13 protein-coding genes are annotated in these 14,414 nt (G+C 62.6%); 10 read left to right on the forward strand and 3 right to left on the reverse strand.

Annotated elements, in window-relative coordinates; all coding sequences use genetic code 11:
* Positions 1 to 62: 62 nt before the first annotated feature.
* Positions 63 to 1,424, forward strand: coding sequence for an NAD(P)-dependent oxidoreductase (locus tag RB548_RS14245; protein ID WP_331371938.1), 1,362 nt, complete (start codon positions 63 to 65; stop codon positions 1,422 to 1,424).
* A 31-nt stretch (positions 1,425 to 1,455) separates the two neighbouring features.
* Positions 1,456 to 2,769 (forward strand): NAD-dependent dihydropyrimidine dehydrogenase subunit PreA, encoded by a 1,314-nt coding sequence (preA, locus tag RB548_RS14250; RefSeq protein WP_331371939.1) that lies wholly within the window; start codon positions 1,456 to 1,458, stop codon positions 2,767 to 2,769.
* 66 nt (positions 2,770 to 2,835) lie between these two features.
* On the opposite strand, the gene RB548_RS14255 is transcribed toward preA, so the two are convergent.
* Complete coding sequence (locus tag RB548_RS14255; protein ID WP_331371940.1) at positions 2,836 to 3,858, reverse strand: zinc-dependent alcohol dehydrogenase family protein; 1,023 nt, start codon at positions 3,856 to 3,858, stop codon at positions 2,836 to 2,838.
* A 106-nt stretch (positions 3,859 to 3,964) separates the two neighbouring features.
* Here RB548_RS14255 and RB548_RS14260 point away from each other — a divergent pair, with 106 nt between their 5' ends.
* Both RB548_RS14260 and RB548_RS14265 read left to right on the forward strand, forming a co-directional pair.
* On the forward strand, positions 3,965 to 4,864 hold the full coding sequence (locus RB548_RS14260) for a LysR family transcriptional regulator (protein WP_331371941.1): 900 nt from the start codon (positions 3,965 to 3,967) through the stop codon (positions 4,862 to 4,864).
* Positions 4,865 to 5,054: 190 nt separating this feature from the next.
* Positions 5,055 to 6,728 (forward strand): adenylate/guanylate cyclase domain-containing protein, encoded by a 1,674-nt coding sequence (locus RB548_RS14265; RefSeq protein ID WP_331371942.1) that lies wholly within the window; start codon positions 5,055 to 5,057, stop codon positions 6,726 to 6,728.
* Between the two features lie 33 nt (positions 6,729 to 6,761).
* Here the strand turns inward: RB548_RS14265 and rutR are convergent, their stop codons facing one another.
* Complete coding sequence (rutR, locus tag RB548_RS14270; protein ID WP_331371943.1) at positions 6,762 to 7,415, reverse strand: HTH-type transcriptional regulator RutR; 654 nt, start codon at positions 7,413 to 7,415, stop codon at positions 6,762 to 6,764.
* Between the two features lie 275 nt (positions 7,416 to 7,690).
* Here rutR and RB548_RS14275 point away from each other — a divergent pair, with 275 nt between their 5' ends.
* The 3 genes from RB548_RS14275 (at position 7,691) to RB548_RS14285 (ending at position 11,020) form a co-directional block, all read left to right on the forward strand.
* A complete protein-coding gene (locus RB548_RS14275; protein ID WP_331371944.1) occupies positions 7,691 to 8,941 on the forward strand; it encodes a Zn-dependent hydrolase in 1,251 nt (416 codons plus the stop codon).
* A gap of 79 nt (positions 8,942 to 9,020) precedes the next feature.
* On the forward strand, positions 9,021 to 10,475 hold the full coding sequence (gene hydA / locus RB548_RS14280; protein WP_331371945.1) for a dihydropyrimidinase: 1,455 nt from the start codon (positions 9,021 to 9,023) through the stop codon (positions 10,473 to 10,475).
* 110 nt (positions 10,476 to 10,585) lie between these two features.
* Entirely contained in the window at positions 10,586 to 11,020 is a 435-nt protein-coding gene (locus tag RB548_RS14285; RefSeq protein WP_331371946.1) for a hypothetical protein, read from the forward strand.
* 120 nt (positions 11,021 to 11,140) lie between these two features.
* Here the strand turns inward: RB548_RS14285 and RB548_RS14290 are convergent, their stop codons facing one another.
* Positions 11,141 to 11,551, reverse strand: coding sequence for a cupin domain-containing protein (locus tag RB548_RS14290; RefSeq protein ID WP_331371947.1), 411 nt, complete (start codon positions 11,549 to 11,551; stop codon positions 11,141 to 11,143).
* A gap of 112 nt (positions 11,552 to 11,663) precedes the next feature.
* Between RB548_RS14290 and RB548_RS14295 the strand changes: the two genes are divergently transcribed.
* From RB548_RS14295 to RB548_RS14305, 3 genes are all read left to right on the forward strand, one after another.
* Positions 11,664 to 12,455 (forward strand): ABC transporter ATP-binding protein, encoded by a 792-nt coding sequence (locus RB548_RS14295; protein ID WP_331371948.1) that lies wholly within the window; start codon positions 11,664 to 11,666, stop codon positions 12,453 to 12,455.
* Positions 12,456 to 12,619: 164 nt separating this feature from the next.
* Positions 12,620 to 13,504 carry an ABC transporter permease gene (locus RB548_RS14300; RefSeq protein ID WP_331371949.1) on the forward strand — a complete coding sequence of 295 codons (885 nt, stop codon included), beginning with the start codon at positions 12,620 to 12,622 and terminating at the stop codon, positions 13,502 to 13,504.
* Positions 13,501 to 14,370 (forward strand): ABC transporter permease, encoded by an 870-nt coding sequence (locus RB548_RS14305; protein WP_331371950.1) that lies wholly within the window; start codon positions 13,501 to 13,503, stop codon positions 14,368 to 14,370. The genes RB548_RS14300 and RB548_RS14305 overlap by 4 nt, the downstream gene beginning before the upstream one ends.
* Positions 14,371 to 14,414 lie beyond the last annotated feature (44 nt).

Genomic DNA, 14,414 nt, shown 5'->3' on the forward strand with positions numbered 1-14,414 from the left:
TTTGATAAAAAAATAAAGCGTGTTACCGTTCTCTCATCCTGAGAAAACATTGGGAGCTAAAAATGGGAACGACGCAATCTGGGATCCTTGGCGGCCGGCTGCCGTTCAAGGAATACGAAGCCAATTTCTCCGACCTTCATCCGCCGCTCGACAAACACGAGGCTGTGGTCGCTGCCGACCGCTGCTACTTCTGTCACGATGCGCCGTGCATGACGGCCTGTCCCACCTCGATCGACATCCCGATGTTCATCCGGCAGATTGCAACAGGCAATCCAATCGGCTCGGCGAAGACGATCTTCGACCAGAACATTCTCGGCGGCATGTGCGCCCGCGTCTGTCCCACCGAAACGCTCTGCGAGCAGGCCTGCGTGCGCAACACGGCCGAGGAACGGCCGGTGGAGATCGGCAGGCTGCAGCGTTACGCGACCGATATTGCGATAAAGGAGAACAAGCAGTTCTACGCGCGGGCCGCCTCGTCCGGTCGAAAGGTAGCCGTGGTCGGTGCCGGGCCTGCGGGCCTTGCCTGCGCCCACCGGCTAGCGGTCAAGGGCCACGACGTGGTCGTCTACGATGCGCGCGAGAAATCCGGCGGGCTCAATGAATACGGCATCGCCGCCTACAAGTCGGTGGACGACTTCGCCCAGAAGGAGGTCGATTACGTCCTTTCGATCGGCGGTATCGAGATGCGCCATGGCCTGGCGCTTGGCCGCGACTTCTCGCTTGCCGACCTGGCCGAGCAATATGACGCCGTCTTCCTCGGCCTCGGCCTTGCCGGCGTCAACGCGCTCCGGATCGAAGGCGAGAATGCCGAAGGGGTCCAGGACGCCGTCGACTTCATCGCCGCACTCCGCCAGTCGAAGACCAAGGCCGACATCCCGGTCGGCCGGCGGGTCGTGGTGCTCGGCGGCGGCATGACCGCAATCGACGCGGCCGTCCAGTCGAAGCTCCTCGGCGCCGAAGAAGTGACGATCTGTTACCGCCGCGGCAAGGAACACATGAATGCCTCCGAGTTCGAGCAGGATTTGGCTACCTCCAAAGGCGTCACCATTCGCCACTGGCTGCAGCCGAAGCGCATCGCGCTGAAGGACGGCCGGGTCGCCGGCATCGAGCTCGACTACACGACGCTCGATAACGGCAAGCTGACGACAACCGGGGAAACGGGTATCATTGCAGCCGACCAGATCTTCAAGGCGATCGGCCAGACCTTCGAAGCATCAGGCCTCGGCGCGCTTCAGATGGAGAGCGGGCGCATCGTCGTCGATGCCGAGGGCCGGACCTCGCTCGCCAAGGTCTGGGCGGGCGGCGACTGCGTTCTCGGCGGAGAGGATCTGACCGTTTCCGCCGTCGCCATGGGGCGTGACGCCGCCGAATCGATCAACCGGGCCTTCGCCGCGGCTCAGCCGCTGGCGAGCGCGGTCGCGTAAGAAGCGGAACAGGATCGAGAGGAAGAGAACAATGGCTGATCTTCGCAACAATTTTGTCGGCATCAAATCCCCGAACCCGTTCTGGCTCGCCTCGGCGCCGCCGACGGACAAGGCCTATAACGTCGAGCGCGCGTTCAAAGCCGGCTGGGGCGGCGTCGTCTGGAAGACGCTGGGCGAGGAAGGACCGCCCGTCGTCAACGTCAACGGGCCGCGCTACGGCGCGATCTGGGGCGCCGACCGGCGCCTGCTCGGCTTGAACAACATCGAGCTCATCACCGACCGGGATCTTTACGTGAACCTGCGCGAGATGAAGCAAGTGAAGATGAACTGGCCCGACCGGGCGCTGATCGCTTCGATCATGGTGCCCTGCGTCGAGGACGCGTGGAAAGCGATCTTGCCACTGGTCGAAGAAACCGGGGCCGACGGCATCGAACTCAATTTCGGCTGTCCGCACGGCATGTCCGAGCGCGGCATGGGTTCGGCGGTCGGCCAGGTACCCGAATATATCGAGATGGTCGTGCGCTGGTGCAAACAGTACACGCGCATGCCCGTGATCACCAAGCTGACGCCGAACATCACCGATATCCGCAAGCCCGCCCGCGCCGCCAAGGCCGGCGGCACCGACGCCGTGTCACTGATCAACACGATCAACTCGATCACTTCGGTCAATCTCGACACGTTCTCGCCGGAGCCTTCGATCGACGGCCGGGGCAGCCACGGCGGCTATTGCGGCCCGGCCGTGAAGCCGATCGCGCTCAACATGGTCGCCGAGATCGCCCGCGATCCGGAAACCCACGGGCTGCCGATTTCCGGCATCGGCGGGATCACCACATGGCGCGACGCGGCCGAATTCCTGGCGCTCGGCGCCGGCAACGTCCAGGTCTGCACGGCGGCGATGACCTACGGCTTCAAGATCGTCCAGGAAATGATCTCCGGCCTCTCCGACTGGATGGACGCCAAGGGCCACCGCACACTCGACGACATCTGCGGTCGCGCCGTACCGAACGTCACCGACTGGCAGTATCTAAACCTCAACTACGTCGCCAAGGCGAAGATCGACCAGGACGCCTGCATCAAATGTGGCCGCTGTCACATCGCCTGCGAGGACACCTCGCACCAGGCGATCACCCAGTTCGTCAACGGCGTGCGTCATTTCGAGGTGATCGAAGAGGAATGCGTCGGCTGCAATCTCTGCGTCAACGTCTGTCCGGTTGACAACTGCATCACGATGGAGCCGCTGGCAGCCGGCACTGTCGACAAACGCACCGGCAAGGCCGTCGATCCAAACTATGCCAACTGGACGACCCATCCAAACAATCCGATGGCGCGGCCGGCCGCCGAGTGACTCGACGCTGATAAAACAGGAAGGCCGCCGGGTGAGAATTCCGGCGGCCTTCGTATTCGTGGCATGTCAGAACTCGATCACCAGTTTGCCGAACGGCCCGCGATCGAGATGCGCCAGCGCCTCGCGGAACTCGACGAACGTATATCGCCTGTCGATGACCGGTTTCAGGCGCAAGCGGTCGACGGCGCCGACCAGGTCTTCGAGCGCCCGGCGATGTCCCACGCTGATGCCCTGCAGCACCGGGGATTTCAGAAGCAGCGGCGCCGCGGGCCCCGAAATTTCGAAGCCTTCCAACACGCCGATCACGGAAATGCGCCCGTCCGCCGCGACGGCTTTCAACGACTGACCAAGGCCGGCGCCGCCGGCTATTTCCAGAATGTGGTCGGCGCCATGGTCTGCGGTCAGTTGATAGACCCGCTCGACCCAGTCCTCCGATTTGCGATTGATGCCGTGGTCGGCGCCAAGTGCCAGCGCCCGCGTGAGCTTTTCCTGGCTCCCCGACGTGACGATCACCTCCGCACCGTTCGCTTTGGCGATCTGCAGGCCGAAGAGAGCCACGCCGCCTGTTCCCTGGACGACGACGCGATCGCCGGGTCTGAGACGGCCCTTTTCCACCAGCGCGAACCAGGCCGTGAGGCCGGCGCAAGGCAAGGTGCTCGCCTCGGCCGCGTCGAGGCTCTTCGGCGCGGCGACGAACCAATCTTCGGGGAACGCCACAAATTCCGACATGACGCCCGGATGCACGCCGCCAAGCGTCGCATAGGAAGGCGCCCTGCCGCTTCCCGGCCTGAGACCATCGAGCCAGTCGGGGTGGAAGGTCGAGATGACGCGATCGCCGGGCCTAAAGCGCGTCACGCCTTTGCCCACGCTTTCGACGACACCACTCATGTCCGAGGCCGGCACGAAGGGGAAGTTGAGACCCAGTCCCATGCCGGTTTCAAGTATCAGCTTGTCGCGATAATTGAGCGACACGGCCGTCGTCCGGACGAGCACGTCATGGTCACCGATATCCGGCACAGGACGCTCGGCAACCTTGAGATTTTGCGGGCCGATCGCGTCGATGCTCCATTCCCTCATCCATTTCGTCATGATCACTCCTTTCACGTGAATGGTGATGGGACGAGCATAGTGTTGAAGTCAGATCGCCAGTTGCGATAAGATTTCCCATCATTGGTTCTCAAATGGATACAATCCGATGGAGAGGCTGAACGGTATTTCCGTCTTCGTGGAGGTCGCCGATGCCGGCGGTTTCTCCGCCGCCGCCGAGCGGTTGAACCTCTCCCGCTCGGCCGTGGGCAAGACGATCGCGCGGCTTGAGCAGCGACTTGGCGTGCGCCTCTTTCATCGCACCACCCGGACACAAAGCCTGACCGACGAGGGCCAGCTCTTCTACCGAAGCTGCCTGAAGGCGATTGACGAAGTGCGTAACGCGGAAGCGCTGCTAGAATCCGGCAGACAAGAAATTCGCGGTCGCTTGCGTATTTCGATGCCTGTGCTCTTCGGCCGCCAATGCGTCGCGCCGCTCCTGCACGACGTGCTTCGTGCGCACCCGCATCTGGAGCTGGATCTTTCCTTCAATGACCGCGTCGTCGATCTGTTCGACGAGGGCTTCGATCTCGCTATCCGCAACGGTTCCGCGGGCACTGACCCGGGCCTCATGGCACGGGCGATCGCCGATCAGCGCATGACTGTCTGCGCCGCGCCCGCCTATCTCGAAGCACACGGCACACCAACAAGCCTTGATGACCTCACCAGACACCATGCCGTTGTCTACGCGCGGAGCGGATACCAGCGCGCGTGGTCCTTTCCAGTCAACGGGAATACGACCGAAGAAGTGACGCCGAAGACCCGTTTGCGGCTGGATGATCTTGCCGCCATCGCTGATGCCGCGGCCGATGGCCTTGGCCTTGCCTGGCTGCCGTGCTGGCTGGTGCGCGAGCGCGTGCAGCGCGGCGAACTCGTGCGGGTCATTACGGACCGACCCGGTGAGATCTTCAAGGCCTACGCGGTGTGGCCGCAAACACAGCTTATGCTGCCAAAACTCCGGGTGGTGATCGACAAGCTCGCCAAGCGGCTACCCCGGATCATGGAGTAGCATAGGTACCCACGCTATCCGACCGAAGCCACCGGGCGCGCCATGGAAGCGATCGAGTACCGCTAACAATGCGGTCACGAAAACGAAACAGTTTGTGTAGAAAACGTAAGTTGTCGGTACCCGCGATCTGGTTAATAAGGAACGGAATCAGCAATAGCCGGCCAGAACCGGCGAATACCGGGCAGAGTGCTTGACGACCTTTTCCATCAGCGCACGCAAGAAGATACACCTGATCTCGGGGGCCGTGCTCGGCACATTCATCCTCTGCCATTTCTTCAATCATTCGCTCGGCCTGATCTCGATCGACGCCATGGAATCCGGCAGGCGGACGTTCAATCTCCTGTGGCACAGCGTACCCGGGACGATACTGCTCTACGGCGCGCTTCTCCTGCATTTCATGATGGCGCTCGAGAGCCTCTACCGGCGGCAGACGCTCAGAATGCCCGCCCGCGAGGCGTTCAAAATCGTCTTCGGCCTCAGCTTGCCTTTCGTGCTGATGGTGCATGTGGTCGCCGCCCGGGTGGAGCCGATCTTCTCCGGGATTGAAGCCACTTATCCCGACATCCTCCGATCGCTCTGGTCGAGTTCCATTGGCACGACCCGGCAGACGGCGGCGCTTCTGCTTGCCTGGAGCCATGGATGTCTTGGCGCCTGGTTCTGGATGCGCGGTCGAGCCTGGTTTCCGCGTTATGAGATCCTGCTCTACACGATTGCGCTGCTCGTCCCGATCTTCGCGCTGCTCGGCTTCGTCAACGGTGCGCGGTCGCTTGAGCGCGTCTATGCGGAACATGGCGGCTATGGCGACACGGCTTACGTCAGTCACAAGCCGCGGGTCGATCCGGCGCTCATGGAAAACATCCGCCTGGCGCTCTACGCCGGTTTCGGTGGCCTGATCGCGGGCACTCTCGCTCTTCGCGCACTGCCGACGCGCGGCCGGATTCGCGTGCGCTACCCCGACGGCCGTGTCGCGGCGGTGAGCCTTGGCTTCAGCGTCTTGGAGGCAAGCCGTGCCGCGGGTATTCCCCACGTCTCCGTCTGCGGCGGACGTGGCCGCTGTTCTACATGCCGGGTCCGCGTGATCCAGGGGCTCGAGGGCCAACCGGCGCCGGAGACAGCGGAGCGGGCGACATTGGCCCGAATCGGCGCGCCGGACAATGTGCGGCTCGCCTGCCAGTTCCGGCCGGTTCACAGCGTGACCGTCGTCCCCATTCTCGACACCGACAGCCTCGGTATAAAGAAGCAGCTCGCTCAGCAGGACGGCGAGGGCCGCGAGCGTCGGATCGCCGTGCTCTTCTGCGATCTGCGCGATTTCACCCGCATCGCCGAGCATAAGCTACCCTTCGATACGGTGTTCCTGCTCAACCGCTACTTCGAGATGGTCGGCGAAGCCGTCGAAAGTTCGGGCGGCGTGATCGACAAGTTCATCGGCGATGGTGCACTTGCGATCTTCGGACTGAAGAGCCCGTTTCAGGAAGCATGCCTTCAGTCACTCGCGGCCGCAGTCCGATTGTCCAAGGGGATCCAGGCGCTCAATCAGACATTTCACGGAGAGCTCGAACAGCCGCTGCGGCTGGCGATCGGCCTGCACGCAGGCCCGGCGATCATCGGCGAGATGGGATACGGCCGGGCGACTTCGCTGACCGCGGTCGGCGATACGATCAACACCGCAAGCCGGCTCGAGGGCCTGGCGAAGGAGCATGATGCCGAACTCGCGGTTTCGGTCGAACTCGTTCGTCGCGCCGGCCTCGATCTCGAAGGGAACATGCGGCTCGATATTGGCCTGCGCGGCCGGCAGGCGAAACTCGAAACCTGGATCGTCGACAGCGCCGATCACATCGCGGATGCCCTGCCGGCATCGGCTTGACGAGGAACACTCCGGTACCCGGTTCCGCAGGGCTTAGGATGCCGGTTGCTCGCGGACCTGCAGGCCGTCGACGAACAGCCGCTCAAGGAAGCGTGCGGCATCCTCGAAGCGCCCGTCGCCTGCGTTTTCCTGGCCGAGCACCGCGCGCACCTGCACGTCGAAATCGGCGTAGTGCTGCGTCGTCGACCAGATTGCGAAGATCAGGTGATAGGGATCGCACGTGGCGATCTTGCCGGCCTTTGCCCAGGCGCGGATGACTTCGGCCTTCTCGTCAACGAGTTCTTTCAGCGGGCCCTTCAGCTCATCCTCGATATGGGGCGCGCCCTGTAGCACCTCATTGGCGAACAGCCGGCTTTCGCGCGGGAAATCACGCGCCATCTCCAGCTTCCGCCGGATGTAGCTGCGGATCTCGGCGACCGGGTTTCCCTCGGCATTGAACTCGCGGAGCGGATCGAGCCAGGTATCGAGCACGCGGTCGATCAACGCCCGGTGCATCGCCTCCTTGGTGCGGAAGTAATAGAGCAGATTCGGCTTCGACATGCCCGCCACTTCGGCGATCTGATCGATGGTCGAGCCGCGAAAGCCGTGGGCCGAAAAGACCTCCAGCGCGGCCTCGAGGATCTGCTCCTCCTTCTCCTCCTGGATGCGTGTACGCCTCTGGGTTTTGGCCGCTCTTGGAAGTACCATCTTGCCCCCACCCCTAATGCAAACCCAACGATGCCCGCGCCGATTTGCCCAAAAATCGGACGCGCCATTTTTTTGGGCAACAACTCCGATTTTTTCTTTTTCCGGCTTGAGTGCCGCCACGGAAGTTGTAATGTTTACCAACCGGTCAAATTATCAGTCAGATTGCCGACAAAGGCAACGACTGATCGAAGGGCACCAAAAACAAAGCCTGGATTTGACCGGCGGGAACATGAGGGCTGCACCGCGAGGGCAAGCCGAAAAACGAGGAGAACGCCATGGCAGCACCTGGCGAGAACATGCGCGTCAACGCTGACCGCCTGTGGGATTCGTTGATGGATATGGCGAAGATCGGCCCCGGCGTCGCCGGCGGCAACAATCGCCAGACGCTGACGGATGAAGACGGCGAGGGTCGCCGGCTTTTCCAGTCCTGGTGCGAGGCGGCCGGACTTACCATGGGTGTCGACAAGATGGGCACCATGTTTTTCACCCGCCCCGGCACCGATCCGGATGCGCTGCCCGTGCACATCGGCTCCCATCTCGACACGCAACCGACCGGCGGCAAGTTCGACGGCGTGCTCGGTGTGTTAAGCGGTCTTGAGGTCGTGCGAACGATGAACGATCTCGGCATCCGCACCAAGCACCCCATCGTGGTGACGAACTGGACCAATGAAGAGGGCGCGCGATTTGCCCCAGCGATGATCGCCTCAGGCGTGTTTGCAGGCGCGCTCACGCTTGACTACGCCTATGCCCGCAAGGATCCCGAGGGAAAAAGCTTCGGCGACGAACTGAAGCGCATCGGCTGGCTCGGCGACGAGGAAGTGGGTGCACGCAAGATGCACGCCTATTTCGAATACCACATCGAACAGGGGCCGATTCTGGAAGTCGAGAGCAAGCAGATCGGTGTCGTCACGCACTGTCAGGGCCTGTGGTGGCTGGAAGTCACGCTCACCGGTCGGGAGGCGCACACCGGCTCAACGCCGATGAATATGCGGCTCAATGCCGGTCTCGCCATGGCGAGGATCTTCGAGATGGTGCAGAACGTCGCTATCGAAAACCAGCCGGGTGCCGTCGGCGGTGTCGGCCAGGTGTTCTTCTCACCCAATTCACGCAACGTGCTCCCCGGCAAGGTCGTCTTCACCATCGACATTCGCTCGCCCGACCAAGCCAAGCTCGACGGTATGCGCGCGCGGATCGAGGCCGAGGCGCCGAAGATCGCCGAGGCGCTGGGTGTCGGCTGTTCGATCGAGGCGGTCGGCCATTTCGATCCCGTGACCTTTGACCCCAAACTCGTCGCAACTGTGCGCGGCGCCGCCGAGAAGCTCGGCTACAGCCACATGAATCTCATCTCGGGCGCCGGCCACGATGCCTGTTGGGCCGCGAAGGTCGCCCCGACCACGATGATCATGTGCCCCTGCGTCGGCGGGCTCAGCCACAACGAGGCGGAAGATATCTCCAAGGAGTGGGCTTCCGCGGGGGCCGATGTCCTCTTCCATGCCGTGGTCGAAACGGCCGAAATCGTAAAGTGACATTGTGGGCGGGACGACGGTTCCGCCCTTTTTCTTGGCCCTCCGGCGGCCGAAAACACAATCGCAAGGGAACTAGCCAATGAGCACTGTGATCAAGGGTGGTACCATCGTCACGGCCGACCTCACCTACAAGGCCGACGTCAAGATCGATGGCGGCAGGATCGTCGAGATTGGCCCCAACCTCTCCGGCACCGAGACGCTGGATGCGACCGGCTGCTATGTCATGCCCGGCGGCATCGACCCGCACACGCATCTCGAAATGCCCTTCATGGGTACCTATTCCTCGGACGATTTCGAAAGCGGCACGCGCGCGGCCCTCGCCGGCGGCACGACCATGGTCGTCGATTTTGCCCTCCCCTCGCCCGGTCAGTCGCTCTTGGAAGCGCTCACGATGTGGGACAACAAGTCGACTCGCGCCAATTGCGACTATTCCTTCCACATGGCGATCACCTGGTGGGGCGAGCAGGTCTTCAACGAGATGGAGAGCATCGTCAAGGAAAAGGGCATCAACACCTTCAAGCATTTCATGGCCTACAAAGGCGCGCTGATGGTGGATGACGACGAGATGTTTTCCTCGTTCCAGCGCTGCGCCGGCCTCGGCGCCCTGCCGCTCGTCCACGCCGAAAACGGCGACGTCGTCGCCCAGTTGCAGGCGAAGCTGCTCGCCGAAGGCAACAACGGCCCCGAGGCCCACGCCTATTCACGGCCTGCGGAAGTCGAAGGCGAGGCGACCAACCGTGCGATCATGATCGCAGACATGGCCGGCTGTCCCGTTTATATCGTCCACACCTCCTGCGAACAGGCGCATGAGGCGATCCGGCGCGCTCGCGCCAAGGGCATGCGGGTCTTCGGCGAGCCGTTGATCCAGCACCTGACGCTCGATGAAAGCGAATATTTCAACAAGGATTGGGACCACGCCGCTCGCCGCGTGATGTCGCCGCCCTTCCGCAACAAGCAGCATCAGGATAGCCTCTGGGCCGGGCTTGCCTCCGGCTCGCTGCAGGTGGTCGCGACAGACCATTGCGCCTTCACCACCGACCAGAAGCGCTTCGGCGTCGGCGATTTCACCAAGATCCCGAACGGCACCGGAGGCCTCGAAGACCGGATGCCGATGCTGTGGACCCACGGCGTCGCGACCGGCCGCATCACCATGAACGAATTCGTCGCGGTGACCTCGACCAACATAGCCAAGATCCTGAACATCTACCCGAAGAAGGGCGCGATCCTTGTCGGCGCCGATGCCGACCTCGTCGTCTGGGATCCGAAGCGGTCGAAGACGATCTCGGCCAAGACCCAGCAATCGTCGATCGACTACAATGTTTTCGAGGGCAAGACCGTGACGGGGCTACCTCGCTTCACGCTCACCCGCGGCGTTGTTTCGATCGAGGAAGGCGCGCTGAAGACGCAGGAAGGCCACGGAGAATTCGTCAGGCGCGATCCCTTCCCCGCTGTCAGCACGGCCTTGACCACATGGAAGGAAGTGACGGCGCCGCGGGCCGTACAGCGCACCGGCATTCCGGCAAGCGGGGTTTGATCGGGGGCGACGGGGACAGGCTGCTAGCGATGTATGCTCATGAGCGGGCGAACTGGTTTCCACGGCTACACGCGGCGGCTGTCCTCGGGGGCACCTACACGGCGTTTGCGATGCTGATATTCGTCGAGCCTCAGTCGATTTCCGATGTCTCTCTCCCGGCTCTCATCCCGGTCAGCATTGTGTTGCCATGCTTCGCATCCCTGGTCGCATTTCCTGTCTTTGCTCCGGCAAGTTTCGGGCTGTACTGGCTCATGGAGCGGTTTGGCCGACGAAATCTGAGCGACCACTGCCTTGCAGGCGTCGTGTGCGTCGCGCTGACATTCGCATTCATTTGTCTGGCGGCATATGTGGGCTCTCTTTTCGAAAATGCGCCTGAGCGACCGGAGGATATCGGCCTCTACGGCCAGCCATTGGGATGGCAGGATCAACTATTTTTCGCAGCCTGCGCGATCAGCGGCGCAGCAGGGGGAGCAGCCTTCTATTTCGCGCGGAAGACTCGGGGTTCAAGACGCCCGGCGGGGAAAGCAACCGGGGGGCTAACATAGATGGTTCAAGTGCTGTCAGTTCGGGCATCGCTGCCGTTGTTCGCCTACGTCAGCCTCACTGACCTTGCGCCTTCAAGAGGCGAGACCCGGAACTTGCGGCAAGTTGCGGCAATCTCCGCTTCACGGCACCAGCCCGTCCAGTTCGGGCAGCAGTACGACGCTCTCCTGTTCGTTCGGATCTGTCCGGGCGATCACCGCCGAGCACGGCTTGTCGGAGAGATTGGCGGGCAGGTGCGGCACGCCGGCCGGGATGTAGAACATCTCGCCGGCCTTGACGATCACATGCTGTTCGAGCCGGTCGCCGAACCAGGTATGCGCCTCGCCGGCAAGAATGTAGATCGCGGTTTCGTGGCTTTCATGCAGATGCGCCTTGGCCCGCGCGCCAGGCGGAATGGTCAGGAGGTGCATGCAAATGCCCGTCGAGCCGACAGTTTCCGCGGCAATGCCCTCGAAATAGTTAAGCCCTTGCTTGCCGGCATAGGTGTCGCCCGGACGAACCACGCGACAGCCAGAATTGGATGATCGAGACATGAACGCTCTCCAGAATTCGCTGAAAAAACCGCAACAGACGACATCGGCGGCATTGCATGTTGCAGGTTCGGATAGCAGTCTGCCACAGACAAGCCACAATGAGAATCCGCCCATGACATCCAATTCTGCCTCCGTGGTCTCGGCTCGGGACCTCGGCCTCACGTTCCAGACCAGCGACGGGCCGGTCAGCGCATTGACGGGCGTGAACCTCGACGTGGCCAAGGGCGATTTCGTTTCCTTCATCGGCCCGTCCGGATGCGGCAAGACGACATTCCTGCGCGTTATCGCCGATCTCGAGAAACCGACCTCCGGCGCTATCGCGGTCAACGGCATGACGCCGGAAGAGGCCCGCCGTCATCGCGCCTACGGCTATGTTTTCCAGGCGGCGGCCCTTTACCCCTGGCGCACGATCGAAAAGAACATCGCGCTGCCGCTCGAAATCATGGGCTATTCGAGAGACGAGCAGAAGGCGCGGATCGAGCGGACGCTCGAACTCGTCAACCTTTCGGGTTTCGGCAAGAAATATCCCTGGCAGCTTTCCGGCGGCATGCAGCAGCGGGCCTCGATCGCCCGCGCGCTCGCCTTCGACGCCGATCTCCTGCTGATGGATGAGCCGTTCGGCGCCCTCGACGAGATCGTCCGCGATCACCTCAACGAGCAGCTTTTGAAGCTCTGGGCGCGTACGAACAAGACGATCTGTTTCGTCACCCATTCGATTCCGGAGGCGGTGTATCTCTCTACCAAGATCGTCGTCATGAGCCCACGTCCGGGTCGTGTGACCGACATCATCGAATCCACTCTCCCGCGGGAGCGGCCACTCGGCATTCGCGAGACGCCCGAGTTCCTGGAAATCGCCCATCGGGTGCGCGAGGGTTTGAGAGCGGGGCACAGCTATGACGAGTAGCTGTTGGAACGTTTTCACCCCTCCCCAACCCCTCCCCACAAGGGGGAGGGGTTTCATCGCGTACGCCTCACGGTCACGCTCCAACCGCACCATTCGCGCAAGTGGTGGTCGCACGAGAAAGGTCGTGGTCAACAGCAGGGATTCGGTGGGCAGGAGTGTTTGACATGCGCGAAGAGAGCTTCTTCAGAGACAAGCTGCTTCCAATCTCTACAGTGGTCCTCATCCTGATCGCCGTTTGGTACGTCGCCGCCATTTTCCTCAACGCGCCCTTCGAGCGCGATGCGGCCGCACGTGCTGGCACCGAGATCGGATTCTCCGATATCGTCCGGAACACAATGGCGCAGGAGCGGCCCGTCCTGCCCGCCCCTCACCAGGTCGTCGCCGAAATCTGGGATACGACCGCCAACAAGGCGATCACGTCGAAGCGCAGCCTCGTCTATCACGCCTGGATCACGCTTTCCGCAACGCTGCTCGGCTTCGGCATTGGCGCCGCACTCGGTGTGCTGCTCGCCGTCGGCATCGTTCACAACCGTGCAATGGACAGGTCCTTGATGCCGTGGGTAATCGCCAGCCAGACCATCCCGATCCTCGCCATTGCCCCGATGATCATCGTCGTTCTGAACGCGATCGGCATCGCCGGATTACTGCCGAAAGCGCTGATCTCGACCTATCTTTCGTTCTTTCCGGTCGTGGTCGGCATGGTGAAGGGACTGCGCAGTCCGGAGACGATCCAGCTCGATCTGATGCACACGTATAATGCATCGCCGGCGCAGACTTTCTGGAAATTGCGCTGGCCCTCCTCCATGCCCTACCTCTTCACTTCGCTGAAAGTCGCCGTCGCAATCTCGCTTGTCGGCGCAATCGTGGGCGAGCTGCCGACAGGCGCGGTGGCGGGGCTCGGCGCCCGCCTGCTTGCCGGGTCCTATTACGGCCAGACAGTGCAGATCTGGGCGGCCCTGTTCATGGCTGCAGCGCTCGCGGCCGTCCTCGTAATGATTGTCGGCCTCGCCCACACCGCCGTCCTCAAGCGCATGGGAGCCAAGCCGTGAACCTTCCCGTTCTCGCCGGAGCCGTTCTCTTCTGGCTCGCTGCCTGGGCTTTCAACGAATGGCTTGTGCGCCAGCGCTTCGCGCACCCTTCGGCTGCCAACGCCGCGCGTTTCGCCGTTCCCCTCCTCTTCGGCATCACCATTCTTGTGCTTTGGGAGGGCATCGTCCGCGGCTTCGGCATTCCGTCGGTGCTGCTGCCGGCGCCGTCGATGATCTGGCAGCGTCTCGTCAACTCGCTGCCGACGCTGGTGGCCGATTTCCGGCAGACCTTCCTCAAGGCTGTGCTGACCGGCTATGCGCTCGGCTGCGGCCTCGGCTTCGCCGTCGCGATCCTTATCGACCGCTCTCCTTTCCTGCAGAAAGGCCTGCTGCCGCTCGGCAACTTCGTCTCCGCCCTGCCCGTCATCGGCGTCGCGCCGATCACGGTCATGTGGTTCGGCTTCGACTGGCAGTCGAAGGTCGCCGTCGTCGTCATCATGACCTTCTTCCCGATGCTGGTGAACACGGTCTCCGGCCTGGCGGCGGCCAGCCACATGGAGCGCGACCTGATGCGCACCTACGCCGCGACATGGTGGCAGACGCTCGTCAAGCTGCGCCTCCCCGCCGCCTGGCCTTTCATTTTCAACGCGCTCAAGATCAACTCCACGCTGGCGCTGATCGGCGCCATCGTGGCCGAATTTTTCGGAACGCCCATTGTCGGCATGGGCTTCCGGATCTCCACGGAAGTGGGCCGCATGAACGTCGACATGGTTTGGGCCGAGATCGCCGTGGCGGCGGTGGCTGGCTCCGCCTTCTACGGGGTGGTCGCGTTCGCCGAGCGTGCCGTCACCTTCTGGCATCCGTCCATCCGCAGTGGACGGGCTTAACGCATGTCGCCCGAAAGTGTGCAGCGGTTTCGGGACAACGACAT

It is taken from the genome of Sinorhizobium chiapasense, from assembly GCF_036488675.1.
In the GTDB taxonomy this organism is placed as follows: domain Bacteria; phylum Pseudomonadota; class Alphaproteobacteria; order Rhizobiales; family Rhizobiaceae; genus Sinorhizobium; species Sinorhizobium chiapasense.

Bases quoted from the DNA above. Each gene is read 5' to 3' on its own strand.
- RB548_RS14290 (WP_331371947.1), bottom strand. From the start codon at position 11,551: ATGTCTCGATCATCCAATTCTGGCTGTCGCGTGGTTCGTCCGGGCGAC.
- preA (WP_331371939.1), top strand. From the start codon at position 1,456: ATGGCTGATCTTCGCAACAATTTTGTCGGCATCAAATCCCCGAACCCG.
- hydA (WP_331371945.1), top strand. From the start codon at position 9,021: ATGAGCACTGTGATCAAGGGTGGTACCATCGTCACGGCCGACCTCACC.
- RB548_RS14255 (WP_331371940.1), bottom strand. From the start codon at position 3,858: ATGACGAAATGGATGAGGGAATGGAGCATCGACGCGATCGGCCCGCAA.
- RB548_RS14285 (WP_331371946.1), top strand. From the start codon at position 10,586: ATGCTGATATTCGTCGAGCCTCAGTCGATTTCCGATGTCTCTCTCCCG.
- RB548_RS14275 (WP_331371944.1), top strand. From the start codon at position 7,691: ATGGCAGCACCTGGCGAGAACATGCGCGTCAACGCTGACCGCCTGTGG.
- RB548_RS14295 (WP_331371948.1), top strand. From the start codon at position 11,664: ATGACATCCAATTCTGCCTCCGTGGTCTCGGCTCGGGACCTCGGCCTC.
- RB548_RS14245 (WP_331371938.1), top strand. From the start codon at position 63: ATGGGAACGACGCAATCTGGGATCCTTGGCGGCCGGCTGCCGTTCAAG.
- RB548_RS14260 (WP_331371941.1), top strand. From the start codon at position 3,965: ATGGAGAGGCTGAACGGTATTTCCGTCTTCGTGGAGGTCGCCGATGCC.
- RB548_RS14300 (WP_331371949.1), top strand. From the start codon at position 12,620: ATGCGCGAAGAGAGCTTCTTCAGAGACAAGCTGCTTCCAATCTCTACA.
- rutR (WP_331371943.1), bottom strand. From the start codon at position 7,415: ATGGTACTTCCAAGAGCGGCCAAAACCCAGAGGCGTACACGCATCCAG.